The sequence below is a fragment of the Rhizobium sp. BR 250 genome (assembly GCF_047445855.1).
Lineage (GTDB): Bacteria > Pseudomonadota > Alphaproteobacteria > Rhizobiales > Rhizobiaceae > Agrobacterium > Agrobacterium tumefaciens_I.
Genome location: NZ_JARWKW010000017.1, coordinates 1 through 26,641, shown reverse-complemented (window position 1 = coordinate 26,641; position 26,641 = coordinate 1). Strand labels below are relative to the sequence as shown.

The following is a 26,641-nucleotide window of genomic DNA, read 5'->3' as shown; positions in this document are numbered from 1 at the left end:
GAAAGACGTGAGCAATCCGGCAACATCCATCCGCATCGGCACCATGGTCAGCGCCACCAAAGGCCAGGCGGCCGAACGCATCGGGCAGATCGCCGATCTCGGCTTCGAAAGCTTCGAGCCGTTCTTCTGGCAGACAACCAACGGTCAGGACCTGGCCGATCTGGGCAAGCGCTGCCTTGACGCGATCGGCGACCGCGACATCACCATCAGCACGCTCGGCATGTTCGGCAATCCGCTTGAGGAAACCGACATCGACCTTGAGACATTGCAGGGCTGGAAAGACTGCATCGACAACGCCCATCATTTCGGCGCCACCTGCGTTGCCGGGTTCACCGGCCGGCTGCGCGGTAAACCGCTGCCGGAAAGCCTGCCCAGATACAAGGAAATCTGGAGCGAGCTTGCCAAACGCGCCGCCGACAAGGGCGTGAAGATCGCCTTTGAAAACTGCGCCATGGACGGCAACTGGCAGACCGGCGACTGGAACATCGCGCATAATCCCGACGCCTGGGAACTGATGTTCAACGAAACGCCGGATGAGCATATCGGCATTGAATGGGAACCCTGCCACCAGATGGTCTATCTCATCGACCCGCTGCCGCAGATCCGCAAATGGGCGGACAAGATTTTCCATGTGCACGGCAAGGACGCGACCATTCGCTGGGACGTCATTCGCGAGCACGGCATTTTCGGCAAGGAGAAATTCGTCTTCATGCGCACGCCGGGCTTCGGCGACAGCAACTGGACGGACATTATTTCCGAACTGCGCCTCGCCGGCTGGTCCGGCTCGATCGATATCGAAGGCTGGCATGACCCCGTCTACCGCGATGCGCTGGAAATGACGGGCCAGGTGCATGGCCTGAACTATCTGAAAAAATGCCGCGGCGGCGATTTCGTCGTCGACCCGACATAAGGGAAGCCTTTCGGGAGAAGGTTTCCAGATATTGCAGCGACGATAACCAAGAGGAGGAGATTATGGGTATCGCGAAATGCATGATGGCCGGTGCGCTTGTTCTGGCAAGCGTATCCGCCGGTGCGATAACGGCGCATGCGGAAGACGTGACATTGACACTGTGGTCGCTGGACAGGGATATCCAGCCCGCGCCGAACCTCATAAAAGAGTTCAACAAGCTCAATAACGGCATCAAGATCGAATACCGGCAATTGCAGTTCGACGATGTGGTGAGCGAATCCATGCGCGCCTATTCGACCGGCAAAGCGCCCGACATCATCGCCATCGACAACCCCAACCATGCCATGTTCGCCGCACGCGGCGCCTTTCTCGACGTGACCGACATGATCGCCAAGTCGGACATCATCAAGACGGTGAACTATTTTCCGGGTCCGCTGAAATCGGTGATGTGGGGCGGCAAATATTTCGGCGTGCCGAAGGCGACGAATACGATCGCGCTCTATTACAACAAGGACCTGTTCAAGGCCGCCGGGCTCGATCCGGCAAAACCGCCGCAGACCTGGGACGAGCTGGTGGGGGCAGCCCGCAAGCTGACCAATCCTTCAAAGAACATTTATGGTATCAGCTTCAGCGCCAAGGCGAATGAGGAAGGCACCTTCCAGTTCCTGCCCTGGGCGCAGATGGCCGGTGCGACCTACAAGAACATCAATACCGAAGGTGCCGTGAAGGCGCTCGAGACCTGGAAGCTGCTGCTGGATGAAAAACTCGCTTCACCGGATACGCTGACGCGCAGCCAGTGGGATTCCACCGCCACCTTCAACGCCGGCAATGCCGCCATGGTGATTTCCGGCCCGTGGGAAATCGACCGCATGCTGAAGGATGCGAAATTTGACTGGGGCGTGGCCCTGCTGCCGGTTCCGGCACCGGATGCGCCGCGATCTTCGGCCATGGGCGACTATAACTGGGCGATCTTCTCCAAGACCAAACATCCGGAAGAAGCCTTCAAGGCGATCGAGTTCTTCGTCTCGCAGGACAAGGACATGTTCAAGAACTTCGGCCAATTGCCGGCGCGTTCCGATATTCCGGTTCCGCCCACCGGCAATGCGCTGAAGGACGAAGCGCTCAAGACCTTCGTCGAGCAGCTGAAATATGCGCAGCCGCGCGGTCCCTCGCCGGAATGGCCGAAGATTTCCAAGGCCATTCAGGACGCCATACAGGGCGCCCTGTCAGGTCAGATGACGCCGAAGGCGGCACTTGATCAGGCAGCTGAAAAGATAAAGCTGGTCGACGGCTGATCCATATGGGCGGGCGGCCGGGTTCATCCGGCCCCCCATCCACGGGGTTCCTCCCGGTGGGGCTGCCTGCTGCGACATGCAGCGGCGGCCCCGATCGGAGCTTGTGAGGATGTTTCATGAAAAGACTGTTTTCCAGCGTCAGCGACGGTCGCGGTTTCGACATCGTCCTGGTCGCCTTGCCTTTGGGCTTCCTGTTCGTCATGGCGGGATTGCCGCTTATCTACAACATCGTCATGAGTTTTCAGGAAGTCGACATGTTCAGTCTGGGCACCTTCGTGCGCCCGTTCGTCGGTTTCCGCAATTATGTCGATCTGTTCCGGCAGCCTGAAACCCTGCCGATCCTGATGAACACCGTCACTTTCGTCGTCGCCTCCATTGCCGGGCAGTTCGCCATCGGCTTCGGTCTGGCGCTGTTCTTCTGGGTGAATTTTCCGGGCGCCACCTGGCTGCGCGGCCTGTTCCTCGTTTCCTGGGTCATGCCCGGCCTCGTCGTCGGCGCCATCTGGAACTGGATTCTCTCGGGCGATTTCGGCGTCCTGAATTTCTTCCTGCGGGAAAGCGGCCTGATATCGGGCAATATCTTCTGGCGTTCGGATGCGAATTTTTCGCTCTGGGCCGTCGTCATCGCCAATATCTGGCTCGGCACCTCCTTCAACATGATCCTGCTTTCGGTAGGCCTCGCCTCCATTCCCGGCGATCTCTACGAGGCGGCGGAACTGGATGGCGCCAGCGCCTGGCAGCGTTTCTACACCATCACCCTGCCGATGATGCGCTCCACCATCGGCGCGATCGTCTCGCTCGGCCTGATCTTCACGCTGCAGCAATTCGACCTTTTCGCCGCCATTACCGATGGCGGGCCGAACAACAGCTCCAACGTGGCACAATATTGGGCCTGGGACCTTTCCTTCCGACAATATGATTTCGGCAAGGGCGCGACGATTTCCGTCATCATGATCGTTTTCGTCATGCTGGCTTCCGTCGTTTATGTGCGCTCGACACGGCATGAGGTGCGCGGATGAGCATCACCAACCGCAACCGCCTGATGCTGGCCATCGCCATCATTCTCGCGATCATCTATCTCTTTCCGCTTTACTGGATGTATCTGACCTCGCTCAAAAGCGGCTCGGAAATGTTCGCCAATCCGCCCGCCTTCTGGCCCAGCGACCCGCAGTGGCAGACCTATGCCTATGTCTGGGAAAGCCGCAACATGGGGCGTTACCTGTGGAACTCGGTGCTGATCGCCTCCAGCGCGGTACTCTTGATCACCATTCTCGGCGTCGGCTGTGCCTATGTCCTGGCCCGGTATCGAAACGTCTGGGTGGATATCGGCCTGTTCCTGATCCTCATGTTGCAGGTCCTGCCGGCATCGTTGATGATCACGCCGATCTTCGTCGGCTTCTCGCAATTCGGGCTTCTGGATTATCCGCGTCTGTCGGTCATCCTCGCCATTGCGGCCAAAAGCATGCCCTTCTTTGTTGTGCTGGTGCGGGCCACCTTCATGGCCGTGCCGCAGGAACTGGAAGAGGCGGCGCTGGTGGACGGCAATTCGCGGGTGGGTGCTTTCTTCCACATCGTATTGCCGCTTGCCAGAAACGGCATTCTCGTCAGCGCCATCCTCATCTTCATGCAGGCCTTCGGTGAGTTCGTTTATTCGAAATCGATGATCCAGGCGGCGGAACTGCAGCCCGCCAGCGTCGGCCTCAATTCCTTCATGGGCCCCAATACCAGCGAATGGAACAACATCATGGCCTACGCGACCATGTATGTGACGCCCATTCTCGCCCTCTTCATTCTCTTGCAGCGCCGCATCGTTTCCGGCCTGACATCAGGAGCGCTCAAATGACCCTTCAGATCGAACTTTCCGGCGTCAATAAATATTACGGCGCCTTCCATGCTCTGAAAAATATCAACCTTTCCATCAAGAAGGGCACCTTCGTCGCACTTGTCGGCCCCTCCGGCTGCGGCAAGTCCACCCTTTTGCGTTCGCTCGCCGGGCTGGAGAGCATATCGGCCGGCGACATGCGCATTGCCGGCACGCTCATGAACGGTGTGCCGCCGCGTAAACGCGACGTGGCCATGGTGTTCCAGTCCTATGCGCTCTACCCGCACATGACAGTGGAAGAGAACCTCACCTATTCGTTGCGCATGCGCGGCGTCGCCAAGGCGGAAGCCCGCAAGGCGGCGGAAGAGGTTGCCGCCACGACCGGACTTTCCAAGCTGATGAAACGTTATCCGCGCGAACTCTCCGGCGGCCAGCGCCAGCGTGTGGCCATGAGCCGGGCGATCATCCGCAATCCCCAGGCTTTCCTGTTCGATGAACCGCTTTCCAACCTCGATGCCGCACTGCGCGTCCATATGCGCAAGGAAATCCGCGCGCTGCATGATCGCCTGCATGCCACTTCGGTCTATGTCACCCATGACCAGATCGAAGCGATGACCATGGCCGATCATGTCGTCGTCATGCGCGATGGCGTCATCGAACAGCAGGGAACGCCGCTGGAACTCTACGACCGCCCGGTCAATCGTTTCGTTGCAGGTTTCATCGGCTCGCCGGCCATGAATTTCATTCCGGCGACCGTCAGCCCGGATGGCGCATCCCTTCAGCTCGTGTTCGGCGAAGGCGAGCCGCAGCAATCGATCGGGAATCCGGGCTCCCTGCCGCCCGGCAAAAATGTGATCGTCGGCATCAGGCCGGAACATATCCGGCCGGCCGCAGCAGCCGGAGCGGCATTGACGCTGCCGGTTTCCGCGGTGGAGACGACCGGCTCGGTCACTTTCCTCACCACGGGAACCTCCACCGAACTGGTCATCGCGGTGCAGGGACGCAGCGCAGTCAAGGCCGGTGAAACGATCGGCCTCGACATCGACCCTTCCAATATGCATTTGTTCGATGCGGAAACAGGCGTCGGCCTCCTGACCCGCTGAGCGGCGGTTTTGCCGGCTGTTTCCTCCGCCGGCAAACACGAAGCGTGGAGTCGAATGACCATGAACGGGGAAACAGTATTCCTTATCGGTGCGGCCATCCTCGCCGGTCTTGTCATCATCCAGCTCAAGGATGTCCACATCGCCATCGGGGAACGCGCCATGGGAGGCTATGACGGTTCTAGCAACCCGGAAGCGGCCTCCCGCGCCGAGCGGGAGGCAAAAGAGGCCGCCGCGCGTGCCGAGGCCGCGGCAAGCGCGCTGGAACCGCAAAACTGACCAGACAGTCTTCCGCCTTTCAATGCGCGGCGTCGATCATGGCAATCCAGCCGGCGGCCCGGCGGGCAGCATCCGCAAGCACGGGTTTCGGCGCCTTGTACCATTCGTTCTCCGGCAATTCGCGTTTCAGGCGAACGAAGCCGATGGCGTCATCCAGCGTCGGAAACTCCGTTGGCAACGTGAGATGCAGGAGAAGCGCAACGACGGCGACGGAACGCGAACGTCCGCCCCGGCAATTGATGAGCACGTTGCCACGCTCCCGCCGGGGATAGGAGGGCTTGTCGGGCAATATCTGCTCCAGCGCCGCTCGCAGGATATAATGGGCCGCAACCATCTGGGTATCGGGATTTCCGCTCCCGTCGATCAGGCCGATCTTGTAGTAGCGGATTTCGCCCGGCCCATAGACGCTGCCTTCGTGGTCGGAAACGACCTGTGACTGCTCCACGAAATTGAAATCCAGATTGACGGCACAATTGACGACGGTGGTAATGCCGTTCTGGCGTAGAAGATTGAGGTCGCTCGCCCCCTCCTTACCGGAAATGAAGAGATCGACACCGTAAAGCGGATGCTGCTCATAGATGCGGCTGAGCTTCGGCAGCTCGCCTGTTTCCTGCTCTCGGAATGGGGTCGGTTGCGATTGCGGCATGTCATGTCTCCATCGGCGTCTATACGGCCGCCGTCATCTATTGCGTCTTCAGGCCTTCGCGGCGGCCGACTGGTTCAGTTTCATCGCCGCATTGGCTATGCGGCTTTCGGATATGGATCGCGCCACCCGCTGCAATGTCGGATAGCTGGCCCCCTCACCCATGGCGATATAGCCCGGGCAAAGGAAATCGGCGGAACCTTCCGCCACCTTTCCGAGGGGCAGCGGCTCATAGGTTCCGCCGGCGTTTTTGAGAATGAGAATGGCGGCGGCCACATCCCACGCATTGACGCCGAAACCGGCGGCCGCATCCGTCCAGCCGGCCGCAACATGGGCAATGCTGAGCGCAGCGCTGCCGGGCCGGCGCAATGTCGAAAAGGTCTCGGCAAGAGTGCCGAAATTGGCGAGCGCCGCTTCCCGCCCATCCAGCCGGAAATCGCGCGAGACGGGATAGCCTGTGATGAGCGTCGCACGAGTCTCATCTGCAACGCTGCGGGAATGCAGCCTTTCGCCATCAAGATAGGAGGTTTTGAGATCGGCGGAAAACATCTGGTCCGCCACGGGATCGTAAACCACGCCGGCGACGGCTTCTCCGCCTATGACGGCAGCGATGGACACGCACCAGAAAGCAAGGCCGCGGGCGAAATTTGCCGTGCCGTCGATGGGGTCGACATACCATTGCACCTCACCGCTACCGATCTGGCCGCCCTCCTCGCCCATGATCGCCGAATTGGGCTCCCGTTCGAGAATGACGGCGCGGATGGCAGCCTCGGCGCGCTTGTCATGGATGGTCACGATATCGTGGAGATCGACCTTGTAATCCACCGCCATATCCGACCGAAACGCCGCCAGCAACGGATCGCGCACGGCACGCGCCGCCGTTTCCGCGATCTTCATCAACCGCACAGAGCGGGAAAACGCATCCTCGTCTCCAGGTTTCCGTTCGCTCAATGAAGTCTGCATCGGCATGTCCAGTCCGTTCGTTCGCAAAAAGGAGGAGGCGGCGCGGCAAGGACCGCGCCAACCGGGGTTATTTCGTATAGTTGACGCGCCAGAAATCCTGCCATTCCTCGCGGCGGTCGAAATCATCGAGACCGGTGGCGGAATCGTAGCCCATCAGCCGGTCGGCGACCTTCATCAGCCCCGAAGGCTCGTCATTTGGTATCTTGATGTCGGTATTGGTCGGCAGCTTGCCGTCCTTCATCTGCGGGGCGATGCCCTCTTCCGTCAGGACGTAGTGGATAAAGAGCATGGCCGTGTTCGGGCTTCTGGTCTTGGAGGCCATCAGGCCGAGCTTGATATAGGTCCAGCCAACCCAGGGATCGAGATCGGTGCAGAGGCCGAGCTTGTAGCCCTTGTCGGCATTGTCGCGAAATTTGGCCGAACTCAGCAGGCCGAAGAAGGGCTGCTTCTGACCCGGCGCGCCCACCGCCTCCGCCACCGGATCGTCGCCATCGGTGGCGAGCGGACCATTCGCGGCCAGCGCCTTGATCCAGGCGGCTGCCGCACCCTTTTCCTCCATCTGCTTGCCGGAATGAGCCTTGTAAGCTGCCGCCACCTTTTCATTGCCGTGGGCTTCAAGCTGGTTGAACCAGTCCGTATAGGTGCTCTTGCTGAGCGGATCGACCATGGCGACCTTGCCTTTCCATTTCGGCTCGGTCAGTTCCCAGATATTCGTCACCGGGCATTTGTCATAGGCTTCGGTATTATAGGCCCAGACATTGGCATTGGTGGAAATGGCCAGCGGGTTTTGAAACTGCGCCGGGATTTTAGAGGTCATGTCGCCCGGCAGATAATTCTCGACGAAACCTGCCGGCAGAAGCTGGGCAAGCGCCGATGGCGCATCGGTGATCAGCACTACATCGCCCTGCACATTGTTCGACTGGCTTTCGCGGATAATCATCTCCAGCTGGCTATTGGCGGAAACCTTCACTCCCGTCGCCTTCAGCCCGTATTTGGCGCTGAATTTATCGGCCATCTCAACGATCTTGCCAGTGCTGTCATAGATGTTGATCGGCTTCTCCTGCTTCGCAGCCGCAAGAACAGCATCGAGATCGAAAGTCTCTTCAGCCGCGGCGATCAGTGCGGAAACGCCCATAATCGCTGCAGCTGCGGCCATGGCCAAGGCGGTCCTCAAATTCGTTCTTCGCATCGTTTCCCCTCCCAAGGAAAAGACAGGCGGGCTCGCACCCGCCTTGCGTTTATTTTTTGTAGTTCACACGCCAGAAATCCTGCCAGCCTTCGCGCTTGTCGAGGTCGTCGGCCGCCGTTGCGGCGTCGAAAGCCATCAACTCATCGAGATGATTGGCGACCTTCGAGGGCTCATCCGCCGGCAGGGCTATTTTCATATTGCCGGAGAGTTTGCCGTCAGCGGTCTGCGGCGCGATGCCTTCTTCCGTCATCAGGTAATGCAGGAAAAGCTTCGCCGCATTCGGGCTTTTCGTTTGCCCGGCAATCAGCCCGAAACCGGGATAGAGAAAACCGGAAAAGGGCTTTACGCCGCTGCAAAGACCGAGCTTCAGCCCCTTGGCCTCGTTGTCACGATACTTCGCTACCGAAGTGATGACGAAGAAGGGATCGGCCTGCCCAGGCGCACCGGCCGCATCCGCCACCGAACTCGAATCCGTCAGCAGCGGTGCATTTTCGGCAAAGGCTTTCACCCAGGCCGCCGTTGCGCTTTTTTCGCCCGTCTCCAGCTTCTTGCCGTAAAGGTCCTCATAGGCCCTGGCGACATCGGCATCGTGATGGGTTTCGATCTGGTTGAACCAGTCGGCATAAAGCGGCTTGTCGAAGAGATCGAGCATGGCGAGCTTGCCCTTCCACTTCGGCTCCGTCATCTGCCAGATGTTGGTGACCGGGCATGTGTCGTATTTCTCGGTATTGTAGGTCCAGACATGCGGGTCCGAGACGACCACGAGCGGATCGCGCAGCTTTTGCGGAATATCGCCTTCGAGATCCGGCGGCGTCCAACTGGTGGCGATGCCTTCCGGCAAAAGCTCGCCCATGGCAGAGGCGACATCGGTTGCCACGCTCACATCGCCGACGACATTGCCCGCCCGATGTTCGCGGATCATCAACTCGACCTGCGTTGCCTCGTTCACCTTCTTGCCGCTCGCCTGCACGCCGTATTTGGCGGTGAAGGCCTGTGCCGTATCGACGATCTTGCCGGTCACCGCATAAACCGTGATCGGCTTTTCCTTCTTCGCGGCGTCGATCAGCGCATCGAGATTGAAGGCATCCTGCGCATGGGCGGCCCCGCTGAGCGCCAGCGAAAAGCCGAGGCAAAGTGCGGAGGCGGTCCTCCGCCGCCTGCGCTCATTGCCATTCTTGTTCTGAGTAGTGATCGTCACCAGATGGTCCCCCGTTATTTTTTGTAGTTCACACGCCAGAAGTCCTGCCAGGTTTCACGCGCGTCCCAGTCGTCAAGGCTGGTCGCCATGCTGTAGGGCAGAATGTCATCGAGAACGGCGCCGATACCCGACGGCTCATCCGCAGGCAGGCTCACCTCTTTGTTGGTCGACATCTTGCCGTCGATCGCCTGCGGTGCGATGCCTTCAGCAGTCATGATGTAGTGAATGAAGAGCTTCGCCGCGTTCGGGCTGTTCGTGCCCTTGGTGATCAGCCCGACACCCGGATAGAGCCAGCCGACCCAGGGTTTCAGCTCCTTGCAGAGGCCGAGTTTCATGCCCTTCTCGGCATTGTCGCGGAACTTCGCCGAGCTGATGAGGCCCATGAAGGGCTCCTTCTGGCCGGGAGCGCCAACGGCTTCGGCGGCGGCCGCATCGGCGTCGGTCAGCAGCGGAGCGTTGGCGGCGAGCGCCTTCACCCAGGCCGCAGTCGCGCTCTTTTCCCCGGTTTCGAGGTCCTTGCCGTAAAGCGCCTTATACGCCGCCTTCACCTCGCCGTCGCCGTGGCTGGCCATCTGGTTGAACCAGTCGACATAGGAAGCCTTGCCCAGCGGATCCTGCATCGCGACCTTGCCCTTCCACTTCGGATCGGTCAGTTCCCAGATATTGGAAACGGGGCATTTGTCGAAAAGCTCGCTGTTATAGGCCCAGACATTGGCACTGGTGACGACGGTAAGCGGGTCCTGATATTCCGGGGGAATATTGCCGGCCTTATCCGGCGGCAGCCAGCTTTCGACGAAACCGAGCGGAATAAGCTGCGCCATCGCCGCAGGCGCATCGCTGATGATCGAGACATCGCCCTGAATATTGTTGGCGCGCGCCTCGCGGATGATCATTTCCAGCTGGGCCGAGACCTTCACCTTCGCGCCCTCTGCGCCGACACCATATTTTGTCGCGAAGTTCTTCGCCATTTCGACGATCTTGCCCGTGCTGTCATAGACGGTGATCGGCTTTTCCTTTTTCGCCGCCTCGATCAGGGCATTGAGGTCGAAAGGTTCTCCCGCCTTCGCCGCGCCGCCAAGCGTTGCGGCGATCGCCGTTGCGCACAACAGCCGACTCAGGCTCGTCATTGTCCGCTTCATACTGCTTCTCCTTCAGCCGTCTCGGCGGCGTTTTCAGTTGTAGGTGCTGTTGCGCAGAACGGCGTCCGCCTCGGTGATCCGCTGCCCCATCACGTCAAAGGCGTGCAGGGCCTCGGGCGGCACGTGGAAGAACACGCGGTCGCCGCTGTCGATACGCGGCAGGGAATGGGTGGTCAGGAACAGCGTATGGTTCTCGCTTCTGAGTTCGAGAATCCAGCTGCCGCCGGTCGGCAGCACGCCGGTCACCGTCATCTCGCCGGAGAAGCTGCCCTGCGGCACATCCTCGGGCTTCATCGCATAACCCATCGTCTCCGGCCGCATGCCGATAGAGGCAATGCCGCGTAGTTGCGGATAACGCGTTGCGAAATAGGATTCCGCGCTATCGGCTATATCCGACACACCGGGCTGGCCGAAGGTCAGGATGTTGATCGGCGGGCTTCCTACAAATTCGGCGACGAAACGATTGGCCGGACGGTCATAGATATCGTTCGGCGTGCCCATCTGCTGTAGTGTGCCCTCGTTCATGACGGCGATGGTGGTGGCAAGCGTCATGGCTTCCCACTGGTCATGTGTCACGAAGACGATGGTGGTCTTGAACTCCTTGTGCAGCCGCTTCAGCTCGGCGCGCATTTCCAGCCGCAGCCGGGCATCCAGATTGGAGAGCGGCTCATCGAGAAGCAGAACGCCCGGATTGACCGCAAGCATGCGGGCGAGCGCCACGCGCTGCTGCTGTCCGCCGGAAAGCTGCGACGGATAGCGGTCGCGATATTTGGCGATATCGAGCGCCTGCATGACGCGCTCCACCCGTGCTTCGCGCTCCGCTTTCGGCAGCTTGCGCAGGCGCAGACCGAAATCCGTGTTGCGCTCGATGGTCAGATGCGGCCACAGAGCGTAGCTCTGGAAGACCAGGCCCATTTCACGCTTTTCCGGCGGCACGAAGATGCCTTCGGTAACGGAATCGATCACCCGGTCGCCGACGCGAATTTCCCCGCCGGAGAGGTTTTCAAGGCCGGCGATCATCCGCAGCGTCGTGGTCTTGCCGCAGCCGGAAGGGCCGAGCAGACACATGAACTCGCCGTCGCGAATTTCGAGATCGAGATCGGAAACCGCATTTGCGGAGTTCACGCCATAGTTTTTCTGCGCACCGCGCAGGTTGATGGTAGGCATCAGCTTCCAAGTCCTTCTGCAAGATTTGTGCGGGTCAGCTTCTGGGCCAACAGCGTGCCGAAATAAGCGATGGCGGCGATGATCAGCACCACGGCGTTGGCGGCCTGCGTGTAGTGATAGTCGACCAGCCGCAGCGAATAGGTGGTCAGAACATCCGTGCTCGGCACGGCCAGGATCACGAAGAGGCTTAAGCCCTTGATGCCCGAAATGAAGGGCAGGAGAACCCCGGTCACCAGCGATCCCTTCTGGATCGGGATGACGATGGAGATCATGCGGCGGAACCAGCCCGCGCCGGCGATCTGGGCCGCCTCTTCCGGATCCTTTCCAAGCTGCGTCATTGCTGAAATGCCGGCGCGCGAGGCATAGGGCATCTGGTCGGCAATCAACGCGAGGATGAGGATCGTCACCGTGCCATAAAGCGCCGGCATCGGCCCGCGCGGAACGGCAAAGAGCGACAGATAGGCGGCGGCAAAAGCGATGCCGGGCACGAGATAAGGCAGGAACGTCACCTGTCTCAGATAGACCGACAGGGCCCGCGCCGGCGTGCGGATGACGACATAACCGACAAGCAGGCCGAGAATACCCGATGTGAGCGAGGCAAGACCGACGATCATCATCGTGTTTTTCGCGGCTGCCCACAGATCGGGGCTCAGGAGCACGCCGGTCTGCAAAGCCACGGTGTTGAGATTGCTGCCGATCCAGTAATCGAGGGTGAAGTTGTCGAACGTGAAGCGGGCTGGCATTTTCATGACGGTCGAAAGCGCCAGGGTCAGAAGCGGCAGGCCGACACTGAGGATGAAGATGGCGGCCGCAAAGCCGGTTGCCGGAAGCCGCATCTTGCCGAGACGGCTCTGCCGGTTCATCGAACCCTTCGAACCGATGGTCACGAAACGGCGGGCTTCGCGAACGAGGCGGGCGTCGATCATGAGCGTGATGATGCCGATGAGCATGATCGAGGCCGCAACGACGCCAGCAACGCCGGTCTGGCGCGAAGCAATGCTGCGGAACAGCGAGGTGGACAGGACCTCGAACTTCACGGGCAGCCCGAGAACATAGGGCACGCCGAACTCGCCGAGGCACTTCGCGAAGATCAGCACCATGGAAGAAAGCAGCGCCGGGCGCATCAGCGGCAGGATGACCTGCAACGCCACCTGATAACGATGGGCGCCGAGAATGCGGGCGGAATCTTCAAGCTGCGAGTCGAAGCGGCGAAGCGCCGAGCCGAACAGCAGGATGACGAAAGGCGTGTAGTGCAGGGCAAGGATAATGGTGATCGGGAAACGCCCATAAGCCACCCAATCCGGCGGAGTGAGGCCTATCGCCTCGAACCAGCCGGGCTGACCACCAACAGTGCGGTTTTTAAACAGCGTCGTCCAGGCAAGCGCAAAGGTCCATGCCGGCAGCATATAGGGCACGATCAAGGCGGTGGCGAACCAGCGACGGCCGAACATGTCCGTCCGGCTGATAAGCCAGGCGAGCACGGTGCCGATGACGAGCGAAAGCGCAATCGCCCCGAATGCCACGGTCAGCGTATTGAAGAGCGGACGCCAGAAAATATCCGATGCGACAGGCGAAAAAAACGCCCTGTCGAGATAATAAAGCGTGAGATCGCCGACATCCTTGCCGAGACGCCGTTCGTGCCCGAACTGGACGCGGACGGCGTCGAGGATGATCGAAATGATCGGAACGACGATCAGATAGGTGAAAAGCAGCGCTGTCAGGACGCCGATCAGCGTCGTCGGTTCCCTGAGCGCGACCTTGAGACGATACCGCCAGGCCTGCCATGCCGAAGGCGCGGTCGCCGGGGGACTTCCCAGCGCCTTCGCCTTCGTCGATTCGCTTAAAAGAGCCATTATCTCTCCCCATATGGCCACGCAATTGCCACCACACGCCGGCAAGCACCCGCCTTCGCGTGACCCGCAGAACAGGCGGCACGTGCGTTGACCTTCAGCAATGCGTCAATGCTTCACAAGCGGGCGTCCAGCCCACAAATAACGATGATCCAGCTCCTCCCTAAAACATCGCCGGCAAGGCCGATGTAGAATAAAAATTCCATATCTTCCTTGACCTTGGAATGCATGATCCGTGTTAAAAGGCATTTTGTCAATGAAAAAATGCACACGTGATCACTAACTTATTTATTTGTTTTAAAACTATTTTTTGTCACAAAACTGTAATTTTTGAACAAGCTTGCGTGGGAAATGTTTTTCCCCTGCATGGCGACAATAGAACGGATGAGACATTTTCCTGGAATGCAGGCGGCCTTTTCTCAGCGTTGCCAAGCGCGGGTGAAAAATTTCAATTGGAATAGCCGACATCATATGGCCTGTGATATCAGGCATAGGATTTCGCAACGGGGGAGTTGAATGGCGAGAGGGTTCGTGACGGCCGAAGAAGTGGCGAAAAAGGCCGGGGTTTCGCGCTCCGCCGTCTCGCGCACCTTCACACCCGGCGGCAGCGTATCGAAGGCCGTCCGGCGCAAGGTACTGAAAGCCGCGCAGGAACTCGGCTACCGCGTCAACCGGCTGGCGCAGGGCCTCAACAATGACCGCTCCAATCTCATCGGGGTCGTCGGCGCCAACCTCAGCTCTCCCTTCATTTCAAAGCAGCTCGATCTCCTCAGCATCGGCCTTCTGCGTCGTGGCCTGCAATGCCTGCTGCTGAATGCGGCGGATGCCCGCAAGGACATTGCGCCGCTGATCGAGCTTCTCTTCGAATTCCGTGCGCAGGCCATCGTCGTTCTCTCCGGCGAACCGCCGGCCTCGATCGTCGATGAATGCATCGCCAATGGCGTGCGCCTCATTCTCATCAATCAGCGTCTTGATCGCACCGATACGAACATGGTGCTGAGCGACGATTCCCGCGGCGCCGATCTTGCCGCCATGCGGCTTGTGGAAGCGAAATGCAAAAAGGTCGCGGTCATTTCCAGCGGCAGCCAGACGCCGGCGCAGTTGCGCCGCGCCGCCGCCTTTACCCAGCGCATGACCATCGAAGGCATCGAGGTCGTTCCATGGTCCGGCGGGCCGACGAGCTATGACAGCGGTTATCAGGCCGGCCGCGAGTTGCTCGCCGACAAGACGATAGACGGCGCTTTCTGCGTGACCGATCTACTGGCGCTCGGTTTCATGGACGCCGCTCGGCTGGAAATGGGCCGCCGGGTGCCGGAAGACATCTCGATTGTCGGCTTCGACGATATTCCGCAGGCGGGCTGGAAAAGCTACCAGCTGACCACCGTTGCCCAATCCTTCGACGCATTGACCGAGAAGGTTTTAACCGCGCTCGATAGCGATGAGCCGGAAACCCGGCTTCAGGTCGTACCCGTTTCCATGGTCGAGCGTATCACCGCGCGCTAGAGCAAATGCATTCCGGGCATAAGCCGTCATGCGGCTTTACCATATCCCCTAACTGACCTGCTTGATGCGGCTTTCGATAAGAAGGCCGCTTTCATCGAGGATCGGATGGGCGACGGCGGCAATATGGGCGTTGATGCGTTTCAGATCGCGCAACATGTCGAGGTGCACCGAGCTGGTTTGAATGCTTTCAGCCCGCCCGTCGCGCAGGCGTTGGAGATGGCGCTCCGACGACTGCTTTTCGAGGCGCCGCACATCTTCCTTCACCTCCACCAGCCGGCGTGCAAGCGCGGCATTGCGGGTTGTAAAGACGGATTGCGCCATGCGGATATTGTCGAGAGTGACGGTAAAAAGACGCTCAAGCTCGCTCTTGCCATCATCGGAAAACCGCAGTCCGAGATCGATCTTCTTGGCGATTTCCGGGCGGATGCCTTTCTCGATGATATCGCCGATATGTTCGAGATTGATGGCATATTCGACGATATCCATCGCACGCCTCTGGTATTTCCCGCTCAAGCCGTCCTGCCCCACCTTCGAGACATAGACCTTAATGTCGTGCTGTATCCGGTCGACCCGGCCTTCCAGCGCGCTGATATCATTGAGTTTTGCAACGTCGCTGTCACGCATGGCTTCGCCCGCCTGCCGCAGCATGCGCTCGATCAGATCGCCGACCAGAAGAACCTCGCGGCTCGCGCCGGCAAGGGCGGCAACCGGCTGATCGAGATCGTGGCTGTCGAGATAGCTCCGATGGCTTTCGCTTTTCTCTTTTTCCGGAAACAGCGCCGTCGTTACCCGCAGCAACAGCGGCGAGAGCGGCCAGGCGATGGCGGCGACGGCTAGGTTGAAGAAAAGATGCGCATCGACCGCAAGATTGGCGTGCGAGAAAGGCGACATCTCCAGCAGCGCAGCGCCATATCCGGCAAGAGGCAGCGCCGCGAGACAGCCGATTGCCCTGACGATGAGGTTACCGACGGCCACCCGGCGCGCTGCAACCGGTGCTTTCAGCGTCGCCAGCACCGGCGGCACCGCGCCGCCGAGATTGGCGCCGAGCGCCAGAACGATCACGAGGCTCGTTTCAACCCCGCCGCTTGCGGCAAGCGACAGGATGAGAACGACAATCGCCAGACTGGAGGAGGCGAGCGCGGCCAATACGGCGGAGAAGATCAGCGCCACCGGCCAGGCATTGCCGAGCATGCCGATGAAGAGACCGAGCGCCGGCGATTGCCTTATGGGATCTGTCGCAGCCGAAAGAAGATGCAGCGAAAGCAGCATCAGGCCGACACCGGCGAGCGCCGCACCGGCCCCCTGCCGTTGCACCGATTTTCCGCGTGACAGGACAACACCGGCAAGGATGAGCATCGGCGACAGCCAGCCAAGCCCAAGCGCCACAATCCAGGCGGTCATCGCCGTGCCGACATTGGCCCCGAGCAGCACGATCTGCGCCATGGCCGGCGCGATGAGGTCCTTTTCGACGAAAGAGGCGACCATCAACGCCGTGGCGGTCGAACTCTGCAGGGCGATTGTCGCCACGAGGCCGGCGATGAAAGAACGAAATCCACCCCGCGTGCCGGCCGCAAGGCCAATGCGAAGCCGGGCGCCGAAGGCGCGCGACATTCCGTCCTTGATTTGTCCAAGGCCGAAAAGCAGCAGCGCCACTGCGCCGAACAGATTGATGCTGACCACGACAGATTCCATCGGATCACCCCGCTTGTTATCCTCGCCGCCGGTCTGGGTTCAGCCCCACCATGGCGGCCGCGCTTGTTGCAAACACCTCAGATCAAACCGCAACCCGTTCACGCTGCGGTACAAGCCTAAGCTCCAGATCGCCGGGGCTGCCTTCGGCACGCTCGAGAAACAGGCCGAGGGCTCCGAAGAAGATTTCGAGAAAGCTTTCGACCGAACCATCGTGATGATCCGGCCCGTGACCGAAGCGCTCCGCCAGCGTTCGATAAAGGGAAAGCCGTTGCGGCGCGATGTGCGGCAGCGCCAGACCTGCGCCCTGGCGCAGGCAATACCAGTCGGCGATCAGCTCGAACATCGGCAGGTCCAAGGACAGGACAGCAGCATCAGACGAAGATTGGCCTTCCCCTCCAAGCAGGCCGAGAACCTCCCGAACGCTTTTGTCGGCGATTGCCGTGACGACCTCGGCCGGCCATTCCTTGGGGAAATAACGGTGCCTGATCAGCGCCCGCTTGTGGCCCAGCAGAAATTCACCGTAATTGCCGGCGGCAAAAGCCCGGTCGTTCGCCTCGCCCGTCAGTGCGGTTTCCTGTGCATAACCATCGCAAATGCGGCCATTGACCGGCAGAGCGGCCATCTCCACCGTCTCGACAAGGATTTCCTGCCGCGACGGGTGGACGATCTTGAAGGCGGGCGGAAAGGCGACGAGCGACGGCACGGCGATATTGGTGAGCGAATTTTCGCCCTCCCCGCGCCGGGTCACACCTTCCACGTGCAGGTGCCCGCTGAAATGGACGGCAAGCCCGGCCTTTAACAGCGCATCCTCCACCGCCTTGCGCGGCGTGCGGCGCACGACATTGGTTTCACCGAACAGGGCGCCTTCCGCACCGCTTGCGCCATCGAAAGGATCGAGCGCCGGATAGTGGGAAAAGCCGAGCAATGTCTTGCCGTGCAGCTCCGCCCTGCGGCGTACATCAGCGATCCAGTCGATGAGGAAGGGCTTGCAGCGCAAAAGCGCATTCCAGCCACCGGAGGTGCTGTCGATAAAAGCCGCCTCCTCGCCCGCTTCGAACTCACCATCGAGCGGCTCGAAAATATTGGCGTCGATCATCAGTAGCCACAGGCCCGGCTCCGGTTCGACCAGATAGGAGGCATCCATCAGGCGGTAGACATTGCGCCCATCGGGTGAGCGCACCGCGTACAGCCGGTCCTCCGGCGCATCGGAAACACCGAAAGGGGTTTCCCAATGCAGATAATCCGGCTGGCGGAAATAGCCGAAAGCCGCCATCGGGCCAAGGCCCGCAGGATAACCTTCGCAATACATCCCGTCGCTCACGACGACGCGCTCACCGGCCCGCCGCGCATCGCTTGAAACGGAAAGGCATTTGCCGTTTTCCGTCAGGAACTCCTTGGTGTGGTGCCGGCCGCACGGGCCGAAAATATCGTGGTTCCCGGGCAATGCGTAGAAGGCCGTACCGTGGGCGTCGCCGTGGCGTTGCAGGATGCCCTTCAGCGTTTCGGTCGTCACCCGTTGGCCATCATCGGTATAGTCGCCAAGCAGCACCACATGGCGAATGCCGCGCTGCCGCACCTCCTCCAGTGCCGCATGCAATGCATCGGCGCTTTCGTTGAAAACCCGGGTGGATTCACGCGTATCCGACCAGCTGCGCATGGTGATGCGCTGACCGTCGATTTCGATGCCGGGAAATCCGAAATCGGCTGCCGTGTCATGGAAATGCGCGTCGGCGATGACGGCAACGGAGGGAAGCGTGCGTGTCAGCATGGTTGAGCGGTCTTTCTGCCCTCGACCATGTCGATCCAGTCGGAAGCACGGCGGGCGGCGGCGTAAAGCATCGGTTTCGGCGTCTCGAACCATTCGTCAGGCCGCAATTCCCGCTTCGTGCGGATCACGGCCAGCGCATCGTCGAGGGTCGGATAGAGATCCGGCTGCTGCTTGTGCAGGAAAAGCGCCACCAGTGAGACGGAACGGCTGCGGCCGCTGCGACAATTGACGAGCACATTGCCGCCATCTGCAAAGGGATAGGTTTCCCGCTTCGGCATGGTCTGGCGAAGCGCGCCGTCGAGAATGTAATAGGCGCCCAGCATCATGGTGTCGGGGCTGCCCTCGCCATCGATAAGACCGAGCTTGTAATAACGGATATCGCCATAACCCACGGCGCGCCTGTCGCCCTCTTCCGCCACCGCCTGCACGAGATTGATATCCAGATTGACGGCGCAATTGACGACGGTGGTGATGCCATGCCGGCGAAGGAGCCCGAGATCGCTCGCACCATCGCTGCCGCCAATGTAAAGCGCGGCATTGTGCGGGCCGAGCCCTTCCGCAATCAGGCTGATTGCAGGCCGGGCATAAACGGGTCCATCCATTTCATTCCTCCACATGCATGAAGCACGAGGCCCCCTCTGCAAAAGGGCCTCCGCCATAAATCACGCCGATACCGCCCGCGGACGATCCGACAGCTGCCGCGCGGCGAGCGCTATATTCGATGCCTGACTGACGCCTTTGGCAACACCGGCGGCTGCGGCCAGCACCGGCCCGCCCTCCCGAAGACTGCCGATCTCCAGAAAAGGGCACACATCGCCGCCAGCTTCGCTGACGAGTAGCAGCCCCGCAAGACAATCCCATGAATTCATGTGCAATTCGAGATAGCCATCGGAACGGCCGTCAGCCACATAGGCAAGCGCCAGCGCGCCGGAGCCGGCGCGGCGGACATTGGCGCCCATATCGAGCAGGTTCCTGACGACATCGAGATAGGTCGCATTCGCGATACGGGTGGACCACCCCATCTCGATCGAAGCTGCATCGAATCGCTCCGTTTCCGCAGTCCGGATCGGCTGACCGTTGCGTGTCGCTCCCTCGCCGCGACGGGCGAAATAAAGCTCGCCAAGGGCGGGACTATAGATCGCCCCGATTTCGGTCTGGCCGTTTTCAACATAGGCGATGGAGATGCAGAAATGCGGAATGCCACGGGCAAAATTGGCGGTGCCGTCGATGGGATCCACGACCCAGACGCGCTCACCGATCTCACCGCCGCCCTCTTCCCCGAAAAAACTGTCTTCCGGGAAAGCGGCCATGATCGCACCGCGAATATGCGCTTCGGAGGCGGCATCCGTCACCGTCAGAAAGTCCTGCGGCCCCTTCATCGAAAAGCTGCGCGTCGCGTCACCCTGAAAACCTTTCAGCACCAACTCCCCGGCGGAAAGAATAACGCTGCGGCACAATTCGGCACGCGCCGCCAATGTATCGGGATAGTGGATCGAATCCATGCGCAAGAACCATTTCTCAAAGTTTGAACACGCGCTCATATTGCACGCGTGTTCAAATTTTTCAAGGGGCGTTGAAAGGGAGCTAATGAACATTGGAAGCGGGCGGGCCGATCATGCCAATTCGATGGATGCGCCGCAACACGTGGCATGAAGCAAAGGGTTGCTTCACCGCTAACAATATCCCCGCAGGAAACATTTAATATCGAAAACATTGGAATGTTGCGAAGCGAAGCGCCTGCATCTTGCGGTTGATGCAGTTGTCTGTCGGTTAACCCTGTGTATTTCCAATGATGTAACGGGAATTATGTTACAAATGCTGCTCTGTATTTGAAGAGCCATGAATGAAAATACTGACCGCCACACAAAAACTGCAGGACTTCATGTCCGTCCGGTCCGACAATCCTGATCTGCTGAAAGCACAGTACCGCGCTTTCACCCGACAGATGCCGATGATGTATTTCATCCTGCTTTCAAGCACATGGGCGCTTGCAATGACGCATATGCGATTGGCGCCGCTTTGGCTCACCGTTGGAGTTCCCGCCCTCTTCACACTCGGCTGCACGCTCAGGGTCGCCTTCTGGTGGAGGACGCGCGGCATGGATCCCGAACCGCGGGTGGCGCATTCAGCCCTTCGGCGCACGAATCGCCTCGCTGCCGGCATCGCCATGGCATTCACGCTCTGGTCTTTCCTGCTGGTGCCCTATGGGAATGCCTATACGCAATCCCACGTCGCTTTCTATATGGCGATTACCGTCATTTCCTGCATTTTCTGTCTGATGTATGTGCGCTCAGCCGCCTTCATGGTGACGCTTATTGTCAATGGCGCCTTCATCGCCTTCTTTCTGGCCTCGCGGCAACCGACCTTTGTTGCCATCGCCATCAACGTTTTGCTGGTCTGCACCGGCATGATGTCCATTCTGCTGACCAACTACCGCAATTTCGAGCGCATGGTCATTTCACAACAGCGCACGGAAGCGCTCAGCAACGAAAACCTGCTGCTTGCCAATATCGACAGCCTGACGGAACTGCCCAACCGCCGCGCCTTTTTCGCCCATCTTGAGGCCGAACTCGAAAAAGCCAGGGCCAACGGAACCCGGCTGGCGCTGGGTGTCATCGATCTGGACGGGTTCAAGCCCGTTAACGATCTTTACGGACACTCCGTGGGAGATAGGCTGCTTGTCAATGTCAGCAAACGCCTCACCGCCAATCTGAAAGCCAGCAGGGCCTTTCGGCTGGGCGGTGACGAATTCGCCATCGTCGCCCCGATCATACCAGATGACGCACAACTCGTCGCCAATGCCAATGCGATCTCCGAGCAATTGAGGGCGCCTTACCATATGCCGGAAGGCACCGTGCATGTTTCCGCTTCCATGGGAATTGCCGTGTTTCCGAACCTCGCCTCCACGCTTGAACAGCTTTTCGACAGGGCGGATTATGCCCTCTATCACGCCAAGAAAACCCGGCGTGGCGATGCCGTTCTGTTCGATGCGGAGCACGAAAAGCAGATCAATATCGAAGCCCGCGTCGAGCACCTGCTCAAACAGCGGGATATGGAAAACGAGCTTTCGGTCGTGTTCCAGCCGATTGTCGATATACGCGACGGAAGGACGGCAGGTTTTGAAGCGCTGGCGCGCTGGCACAGCCCGGTTCTCGGGCATGTGCCGCCTTGCCAGTTCTTCCCCATCGCGGAACGGGCCGGCATCGTCGGTTCGCTGACGCGGCCGCTTCTCAAGATGGCGCTCGCCTCCGCCGCCAAGTGGGAACCCTCCCTGCGCCTGTCGTTCAACCTTTCCGCCCAGGACCTCAATTCCCATGAGGGCGTGCTGTCCCTGCTCGGCATCATCGAAAACAGCGGTTTCGATGCACGACGGCTGGACCTTGAAATTACCGAGACGGCTTTTGCCCATGATTTCGAACAGGTCAGGCAATCGGTCGAAATGCTGCGGCGTCTCGGCTGCGGCATTTCGCTGGACGATTTCGGCACCGGGTACTCCAGCCTGACGCGACTGCACGCATTGCCGCTGACCAAGATCAAGATCGACCGCAGCTTCGTCACGGACCTACACGAAAAACCGGCCAGCTACAAAATCGTGAAATCCCTTCTCACCCTCAGCCGCGACATGGAACTGGAATGCGTGGTGGAAGGGGTGGAAACACCAGCCGAGCTCACCGCACTCGAAGGCCTCGGCGCCACGCTGGTGCAGGGCTATATCTATGCGCCGCCGCTTCGGGAAGAGGATGCCGGTGCGTTTCTTTCGGAGCAGGCGACTAGAGGCAGAATTTCCGCTGGCAAACGCAGAAACAGGCTCCGCTAGTCAAACAATTGCATGAGGCAGATTGTCGTCACGGCACCGTATTTCAGATTACTCGAAAGTAATCCAGGAGGTTCCCTGCACCAATCTTCCACCATGCGCGCATGCATCCCCCTGCCGCACTATCTTCTTTCCATCAATAACGGCAAAGGACGAGCCGGCAGTAATTGTATCGGTCGTCGGAACTCCCGTGCACAAACAGGTATCACCGACAGTTGCGACCGGCGTTCCTTCAACCGTAACAAAACTCTGTTGGGTGGAGATGACGGGACCACCAACATGCGGTCTTGGGCCGGGATCGACCTTGGGGCAGACATGCATGTGGCCTTTAAGGGAGACTGGGCTGGCGGTCATTGGCTCCTCCTTCTCAACTAAATCAAGCCGCACGTGCAAAAGGCAACGGTGCTATGGCGAGCACTCGATTATACCCGCCCCGGAAGCGTAGCCCCCTGTCAAAATCCCCCCCGTTCCTCCATTGAAACAGGCACGGGTCGGACCGCACGATGAGCGGGTTAATATCCAGAAGCACAGCTTCAAATCCGGCGACATCACCAGGCTTCAGGTAAATATCGACGATAGCATCATCAATATGAGCGACCTCCCTGAAACGGTCCGCAAAATCCACCAGAGCTGCCGCGATGGATTTGGCATTTGCCTCTATCTCAGGAAAAAAAGCCGTATGAAAATACTGGGAAGCGCCGAGGAATTCCCGGTTTTTCATGAAGAGCCTGAACTCAGACCATTTCGGAATGTCTTTCCAAGGCCGTATGAACATGCAAACGTCAAATTTATCTTGAAGTGAACTGGCAAGAAGTCCCGCCACACGGGGGTTATCCCGCAATATATGAGACATGAGTTGGGCGCTGTTGAAGATCGGCCCCTTTTGGTATTGTCCGGGCTGTTTGAAACTGCATCCACCGAAGCGAAAATGGGCGCCCTCTTTGAAAACCGCGGTTTTTGCGTCAATGGCTACGCGGAATTCATCTGACAGTTGAGGGAGTTCATCTACACTGAACAGGTCCCGGAAAGCCGCGGTCCTGCTCCCTATGGCGACACGATCCTGCTCCGAAATAAGCAACTGCTCAAAGGGTAACCCTAGCTCGCACACTTCGTCCGGCCAGGATTCAATAAAGGTTGCTCGCCATTTTTTGTGTAGACCAAGCATATTCGTTACACATCAAAGGTTTTCTGGTGCGGAGAGATTGATCAGGAATTCCGGCAGACTGTCCGCCAGCTTGACGATCCCTTTTGCGTTGTTTCCTGTACCAAATGGGTCTGTCGCCCTTTCCCAGAAGTAAACGGCCCCATTTTCAGGATTTTTGCCATCCATCAACAAATAGGCATGTCCCGAATCCGCCGATCCAAAGAATATCATTGGGAGCGTGAACTGTTTTTCCCAACTGGAATTCGCAATAAAGGTGTCATGCCACGAAACGATGGTATCGAAATTCGAAACAAGCACCTGTACATCATGTACCGACCGACTGCCGTCATCGTATTCGACCAGAAATGAATCGTTGTATTCGGTTCCACAGTGACCGTATTGCCTCAGAACCTCTTCCAGCTGTTTCGGAACGATCAGCCCGGTAAGTTCCGTAAAGCGACTGAAATCGCGGTCAGTCCACGTCGTATCCGGAACGCGTTGAAAATCGTTGTTCTCCTCCAGGAATTGAACCGCATCTTTTAAGAGAACCATTGGAACAACTCCGTTCTAATAGGAAGGATCGTTGACTGCAGAAGCGCCGCCGCTGTGGGCACCGCCGCCCTGGCCGGTATTATGTATCCGCGAGTCGACCAGCTGCATCGTTGATGTGTCTTCATTGTGATGCCACGTAAAGCCATTTTCATCGGCAGCCTTGCTCCAGCTGCCATACCTTTCTTTGAGCGGACCAACGGCTTGACCCACGTCGCCATCCGGCCCTCTAGCCAAGTCACCCTTCATATCAGATATGCGGGTCTGAATCGGCTGCCCATCCGGGCCTTTTTTCACGAATGGTGAAAAATCGGGTTTCCCGTTTTTGTAAGAAATCCCATCCTGACCGTATTCTTTCAGGGCTTTATCGGCATTCGATCCCGGTTCAGGAGACCACTTGCTGTTTCCCGGTTCTCCGGCCCACGTCCCCTTCTCCCGGGGAATGTTCTTGTATTTGCCACCATCCTTATACTCGTCGATCTTTTTCTGGCGGCATGCCTTCGTATTGCATTTCCTCAGATCTTCCTGAAGCTTCCGGTAGGCTTCGCCACGCTTGGAAGCCCAATATTTCGATGCCGCCGCCGACTTTCGTACATGGTCTTCGAGCGCTTTGACCTTGCGCTGAGCGGCGGCAACCTGGCTCATCAGTTTTTCGGCATACCGCGCGATCTTGGTACCTTTGGCAGCGGCCTTGGCCCCGTCACCCCAGACAGGAATAAGACCGACCAGATCAAGCCCGGCATCTGCCCAGTTGCCGGTCCAGGCGTTTCCAATAGCGCTTGCAACATCCACGACACCTCCCACGACGGGAACGGACGAAGCAGCCAGCCAACCCGCTTCTTTCGCGATTTCGGTGTAGCGCTGGTTCAGCATGTCCAGATCACGACGGGCCAGTTCAAGCTCGCGTGTATCCGGGACATTGACGAGATCATCAAGATGCTGGCTCATTGAACGTCTCTCGCCCTGGCAGCACGCTCACGCTCGAACTCCTCCTCGATGTCGTCATAAGGGACGCCGAGAATGTTGTTCTTCATATATTGCGGGAACCAGAAGGCATTGTCGCTCCGCGCAATCGCATTTCCCTCCTGGCTCATGGTCGGCTCGAGGTTACAGCGCTCGATACGTTGTTCCTCGGTTTGGCTTCGGTCTCCCAGGATGGATTTATACGGTCCGAAGAGAAAGAAATCCGGGCCGATCCGCCACATCAAAACGACAAAGTGAATTTGATAAACTGGATCGGAAAAGCCGAAATGCTCCGCATAGCGCCTGCCCCACCGTGTCATTTCGGCAGCCTGGGGCGACCCCGCCATATCGGCGAAACTGGGTAGATGCTTTGGCATCACCTCTCTGGTGAAATAATTCGTAAAATCGTCGTCATCGTGCAGCATCGCATTCATCTGACGCGGATCGAATTCAATGATCATGATAATGTCCTCTCAACTGCCTTTGCCTGGCCCGTGTCTTCAGAAGGCAAAACGATCTCACGATGTACAGTGCCATTTCCAAAGCGGAACTTGAGGAATTCTCCCGTCTTCAGGTCGTTTTCACAATAAAAACACTCAATTCCGTTGAAGAAAACGGCGGCCTGCTCTGATGTCAGGACTGGCAGATATTGGCGCAGCGTTCGTGGGTCGTAATAACGAAAGAAGTGAATAGTCCCCTCACTATCTTTGACCATCGTAAATTTCCTCAAATGCCGGACAACATCTTCCAATGAATGCGACGTTCGCAGAAAAATTGACCAGCGTTTGCCAAAGCCCTTATCGATAAGCCATTGCAATACGCTTTCGTCAGAAGTCATCTCTGCGACCCAGGCCGTATCGTCTCCAAACTCTTCAAGCGCATTGCCTCTGTAAAGACATGCTACCTTGTCCGTCATGGCTTGAAGCGCTGGTGGAATAATCATCGGCGCCCGGGACGCATCGACCACGGCATAAAGACGCGCGGCTCCGCCAGCCCCCTGCTCCTCACGCAGTTTGGAAAGAACTTCCTGCCTCTTCTCGCTATTGAGTTCCACGCCAACCCCTACTTCTTCGAGCAGTCTTCAGCAAAAGGCTTGTTCGTGCTTTTGCCGGCACTGCCACGCTTGAAGTTCACAGCGTTTGCTTTAACCTCGAACTTGGTTGCCTTGATAAACACCCCATTTTTGTTGATCTCGATAACGCCGCCCGGTGCCGCAAGCACTATCTTGTCGCTGACGATCACCGTGTGATTTTCAGTTTGCGTGAAAATGGCTTTGCCAACGTTTATTTCGTAACGCTCTCCAACGGTTGTCTTCTTTGTCTTTCCGACGCTTTCCAGCGACGTCTGGCCGACATTCGTAACCTTGCTCACCCCGATCTGTTCTGCCCGCGCCACCCCGACGCTGTCGGATTTGAACGTGCTGACGATCGTGTTCATGATGCCCGGCAGCGGAAACAATCCCGAAGCATCGGAACCGACGCCCGAGCCGGAGCCGGCAAGCGCCGTACCCGCATCTGCACGCGGGCTCGGGCCGGAAACGACGCCCTCACGCGAGGAAATACCGCCTGCGCCGAGGAAGCCGAGGGCGGATGAGGCGAGCGTGGTGGCGAAGGCCGCAACGCCCGGGCCACCGCCGCCGGCGATCTGGGCGGC

At 58.8% G+C, this 26,641-nt stretch carries 25 protein-coding genes and 1 pseudogene; 8 read left to right on the top strand and 18 right to left on the bottom strand.

The genetic code is table 11. The features are described from left to right. Positions 1–7 precede the first annotated feature (7 nt). The 6 genes from QD336_RS22255 to QD336_RS22230 all read left to right on the top strand — a co-directional run bounded on the left by QD336_RS22255 (position 8) and on the right by QD336_RS22230 (position 5,406). Complete coding sequence (locus tag QD336_RS22255) at positions 8–910, top strand: sugar phosphate isomerase/epimerase family protein (RefSeq protein ID WP_269345195.1); 903 nt, start codon at positions 8–10, stop codon at positions 908–910. 62 nt (positions 911–972) lie between these two features. After that, positions 973–2,205 carry an ABC transporter substrate-binding protein gene (locus QD336_RS22250; RefSeq protein WP_269345194.1) on the top strand — a complete coding sequence of 411 codons (1,233 nt, stop codon included), beginning with the start codon at positions 973–975 and terminating at the stop codon, positions 2,203–2,205. A 116-nt stretch (positions 2,206–2,321) separates the two neighbouring features. After that, on the top strand, positions 2,322–3,224 hold the full coding sequence (locus tag QD336_RS22245; RefSeq protein WP_269345192.1) for a carbohydrate ABC transporter permease: 903 nt from the start codon (positions 2,322–2,324) through the stop codon (positions 3,222–3,224). Continuing rightward, a complete protein-coding gene (locus QD336_RS22240) occupies positions 3,221–4,048 on the top strand; it encodes a carbohydrate ABC transporter permease (RefSeq protein WP_269345190.1) in 828 nt (275 codons plus the stop codon). The genes QD336_RS22245 and QD336_RS22240 overlap by 4 nt, the downstream gene beginning before the upstream one ends. Beyond that, a complete protein-coding gene (locus tag QD336_RS22235; protein ID WP_269345188.1) occupies positions 4,045–5,130 on the top strand; it encodes an ABC transporter ATP-binding protein in 1,086 nt (361 codons plus the stop codon). The genes QD336_RS22240 and QD336_RS22235 overlap by 4 nt, the downstream gene beginning before the upstream one ends. 60 nt (positions 5,131–5,190) lie before the next feature. Beyond that, a complete protein-coding gene (locus tag QD336_RS22230; protein ID WP_269345186.1) occupies positions 5,191–5,406 on the top strand; it encodes a hypothetical protein in 216 nt (71 codons plus the stop codon). 19 nt (positions 5,407–5,425) lie between these two features. Here QD336_RS22230 and QD336_RS22225 read toward each other — a convergent pair whose 3' ends face one another. From QD336_RS22225 to QD336_RS22195, 7 genes are all read right to left on the bottom strand, one after another. Then, a complete protein-coding gene (locus tag QD336_RS22225) occupies positions 5,426–6,052 on the bottom strand; it encodes a dual specificity protein phosphatase family protein (RefSeq protein ID WP_499172216.1) in 627 nt (208 codons plus the stop codon). Between the two features lie 48 nt (positions 6,053–6,100). Next, a complete protein-coding gene (locus QD336_RS22220; protein WP_269345182.1) occupies positions 6,101–7,018 on the bottom strand; it encodes an inositol monophosphatase family protein in 918 nt (305 codons plus the stop codon). Between the two features lie 61 nt (positions 7,019–7,079). Then, complete coding sequence (locus QD336_RS22215) at positions 7,080–8,168, bottom strand: ABC transporter substrate-binding protein (RefSeq protein WP_269345180.1); 1,089 nt, start codon at positions 8,166–8,168, stop codon at positions 7,080–7,082. Between the two features lie 82 nt (positions 8,169–8,250). After that, a complete protein-coding gene (locus QD336_RS22210; protein ID WP_269345179.1) occupies positions 8,251–9,399 on the bottom strand; it encodes an ABC transporter substrate-binding protein in 1,149 nt (382 codons plus the stop codon). 14 nt (positions 9,400–9,413) lie between these two features. Then, a complete protein-coding gene (locus QD336_RS22205) occupies positions 9,414–10,538 on the bottom strand; it encodes an ABC transporter substrate-binding protein (RefSeq protein WP_269345178.1) in 1,125 nt (374 codons plus the stop codon). A gap of 33 nt (positions 10,539–10,571) precedes the next feature. Continuing rightward, positions 10,572–11,705 carry an ABC transporter ATP-binding protein gene (locus tag QD336_RS22200; RefSeq protein ID WP_499172215.1) on the bottom strand — a complete coding sequence of 378 codons (1,134 nt, stop codon included), beginning with the start codon at positions 11,703–11,705 and terminating at the stop codon, positions 10,572–10,574. After that, a complete protein-coding gene (locus QD336_RS22195; RefSeq protein ID WP_269345176.1) occupies positions 11,705–13,558 on the bottom strand; it encodes an ABC transporter permease in 1,854 nt (617 codons plus the stop codon). The genes QD336_RS22200 and QD336_RS22195 overlap by 1 nt, the downstream gene beginning before the upstream one ends. Positions 13,559–14,071: 513 nt before the next feature. Between QD336_RS22195 and QD336_RS22190 the strand changes: the two genes are divergently transcribed. Next, positions 14,072–15,058 (top strand): LacI family DNA-binding transcriptional regulator, encoded by a 987-nt coding sequence (locus QD336_RS22190; protein WP_269345173.1) that lies wholly within the window; start codon positions 14,072–14,074, stop codon positions 15,056–15,058. A gap of 48 nt (positions 15,059–15,106) precedes the next feature. Here the strand turns inward: QD336_RS22190 and QD336_RS22185 are convergent, their stop codons facing one another. The 4 genes from QD336_RS22185 to QD336_RS22170 form a co-directional block, all read right to left on the bottom strand. Continuing rightward, a complete protein-coding gene (locus QD336_RS22185) occupies positions 15,107–16,750 on the bottom strand; it encodes a Na/Pi cotransporter family protein (protein ID WP_269345171.1) in 1,644 nt (547 codons plus the stop codon). Positions 16,751–16,832: 82 nt separating this feature from the next. Continuing rightward, on the bottom strand, positions 16,833–18,518 hold the full coding sequence (locus tag QD336_RS22180; RefSeq protein WP_269345168.1) for a metallophosphoesterase family protein: 1,686 nt from the start codon (positions 18,516–18,518) through the stop codon (positions 16,833–16,835). Next, positions 18,512–19,120, bottom strand: coding sequence for a dual specificity protein phosphatase family protein (locus QD336_RS22175; RefSeq protein ID WP_003522018.1), 609 nt, complete (start codon positions 19,118–19,120; stop codon positions 18,512–18,514). Before QD336_RS22175 ends, QD336_RS22180 begins: the two co-directional genes overlap by 7 nt. Positions 19,121–19,180: 60 nt before the next feature. Continuing rightward, positions 19,181–20,020, bottom strand: a complete 840-nt coding sequence (locus tag QD336_RS22170) for an inositol monophosphatase family protein (RefSeq protein WP_269345166.1) — start codon at positions 20,018–20,020, stop codon at positions 19,181–19,183. Between the two features lie 341 nt (positions 20,021–20,361). Here QD336_RS22170 and QD336_RS22165 point away from each other — a divergent pair, with 341 nt between their 5' ends. Beyond that, positions 20,362–22,335, top strand: coding sequence for a putative bifunctional diguanylate cyclase/phosphodiesterase (locus QD336_RS22165; protein ID WP_269345164.1), 1,974 nt, complete (start codon positions 20,362–20,364; stop codon positions 22,333–22,335). A 48-nt stretch (positions 22,336–22,383) separates the two neighbouring features. Here the strand turns inward: QD336_RS22165 and QD336_RS22160 are convergent, their stop codons facing one another. The 7 genes and pseudogenes from QD336_RS22160 to QD336_RS22130 all read right to left on the bottom strand — a co-directional run. Continuing rightward, entirely contained in the window at positions 22,384–22,686 is a 303-nt protein-coding gene (locus QD336_RS22160) for a PAAR domain-containing protein (RefSeq protein WP_080853669.1), read from the bottom strand. A 22-nt stretch (positions 22,687–22,708) separates the two neighbouring features. Then, positions 22,709–23,497, bottom strand: a complete 789-nt coding sequence (locus tag QD336_RS22155; protein ID WP_269345161.1) for a cell division cycle protein 123 family protein — start codon at positions 23,495–23,497, stop codon at positions 22,709–22,711. 12 nt (positions 23,498–23,509) lie between these two features. Continuing rightward, a complete protein-coding gene (locus QD336_RS22150; protein ID WP_269345159.1) occupies positions 23,510–24,028 on the bottom strand; it encodes an SMI1/KNR4 family protein in 519 nt (172 codons plus the stop codon). A 15-nt stretch (positions 24,029–24,043) separates the two neighbouring features. Next, positions 24,044–24,973: an HNH endonuclease gene (locus QD336_RS22145; protein WP_142781239.1), complete on the bottom strand. Its 930-nt coding sequence runs from the start codon at positions 24,971–24,973 to the stop codon at positions 24,044–24,046. After that, on the bottom strand, positions 24,970–25,449 hold the full coding sequence (locus tag QD336_RS22140; RefSeq protein WP_269345155.1) for a hypothetical protein: 480 nt from the start codon (positions 25,447–25,449) through the stop codon (positions 24,970–24,972). The genes QD336_RS22145 and QD336_RS22140 overlap by 4 nt, the downstream gene beginning before the upstream one ends. Then, entirely contained in the window at positions 25,446–26,042 is a 597-nt protein-coding gene (locus tag QD336_RS22135; protein WP_499172213.1) for a DUF4123 domain-containing protein, read from the bottom strand. Before QD336_RS22135 ends, QD336_RS22140 begins: the two co-directional genes overlap by 4 nt. A gap of 8 nt (positions 26,043–26,050) precedes the next feature. Further along, a pseudogene (locus tag QD336_RS22130) lies at positions 26,051–26,641 on the bottom strand (type VI secretion system tip protein VgrG); the annotation flags it as partial.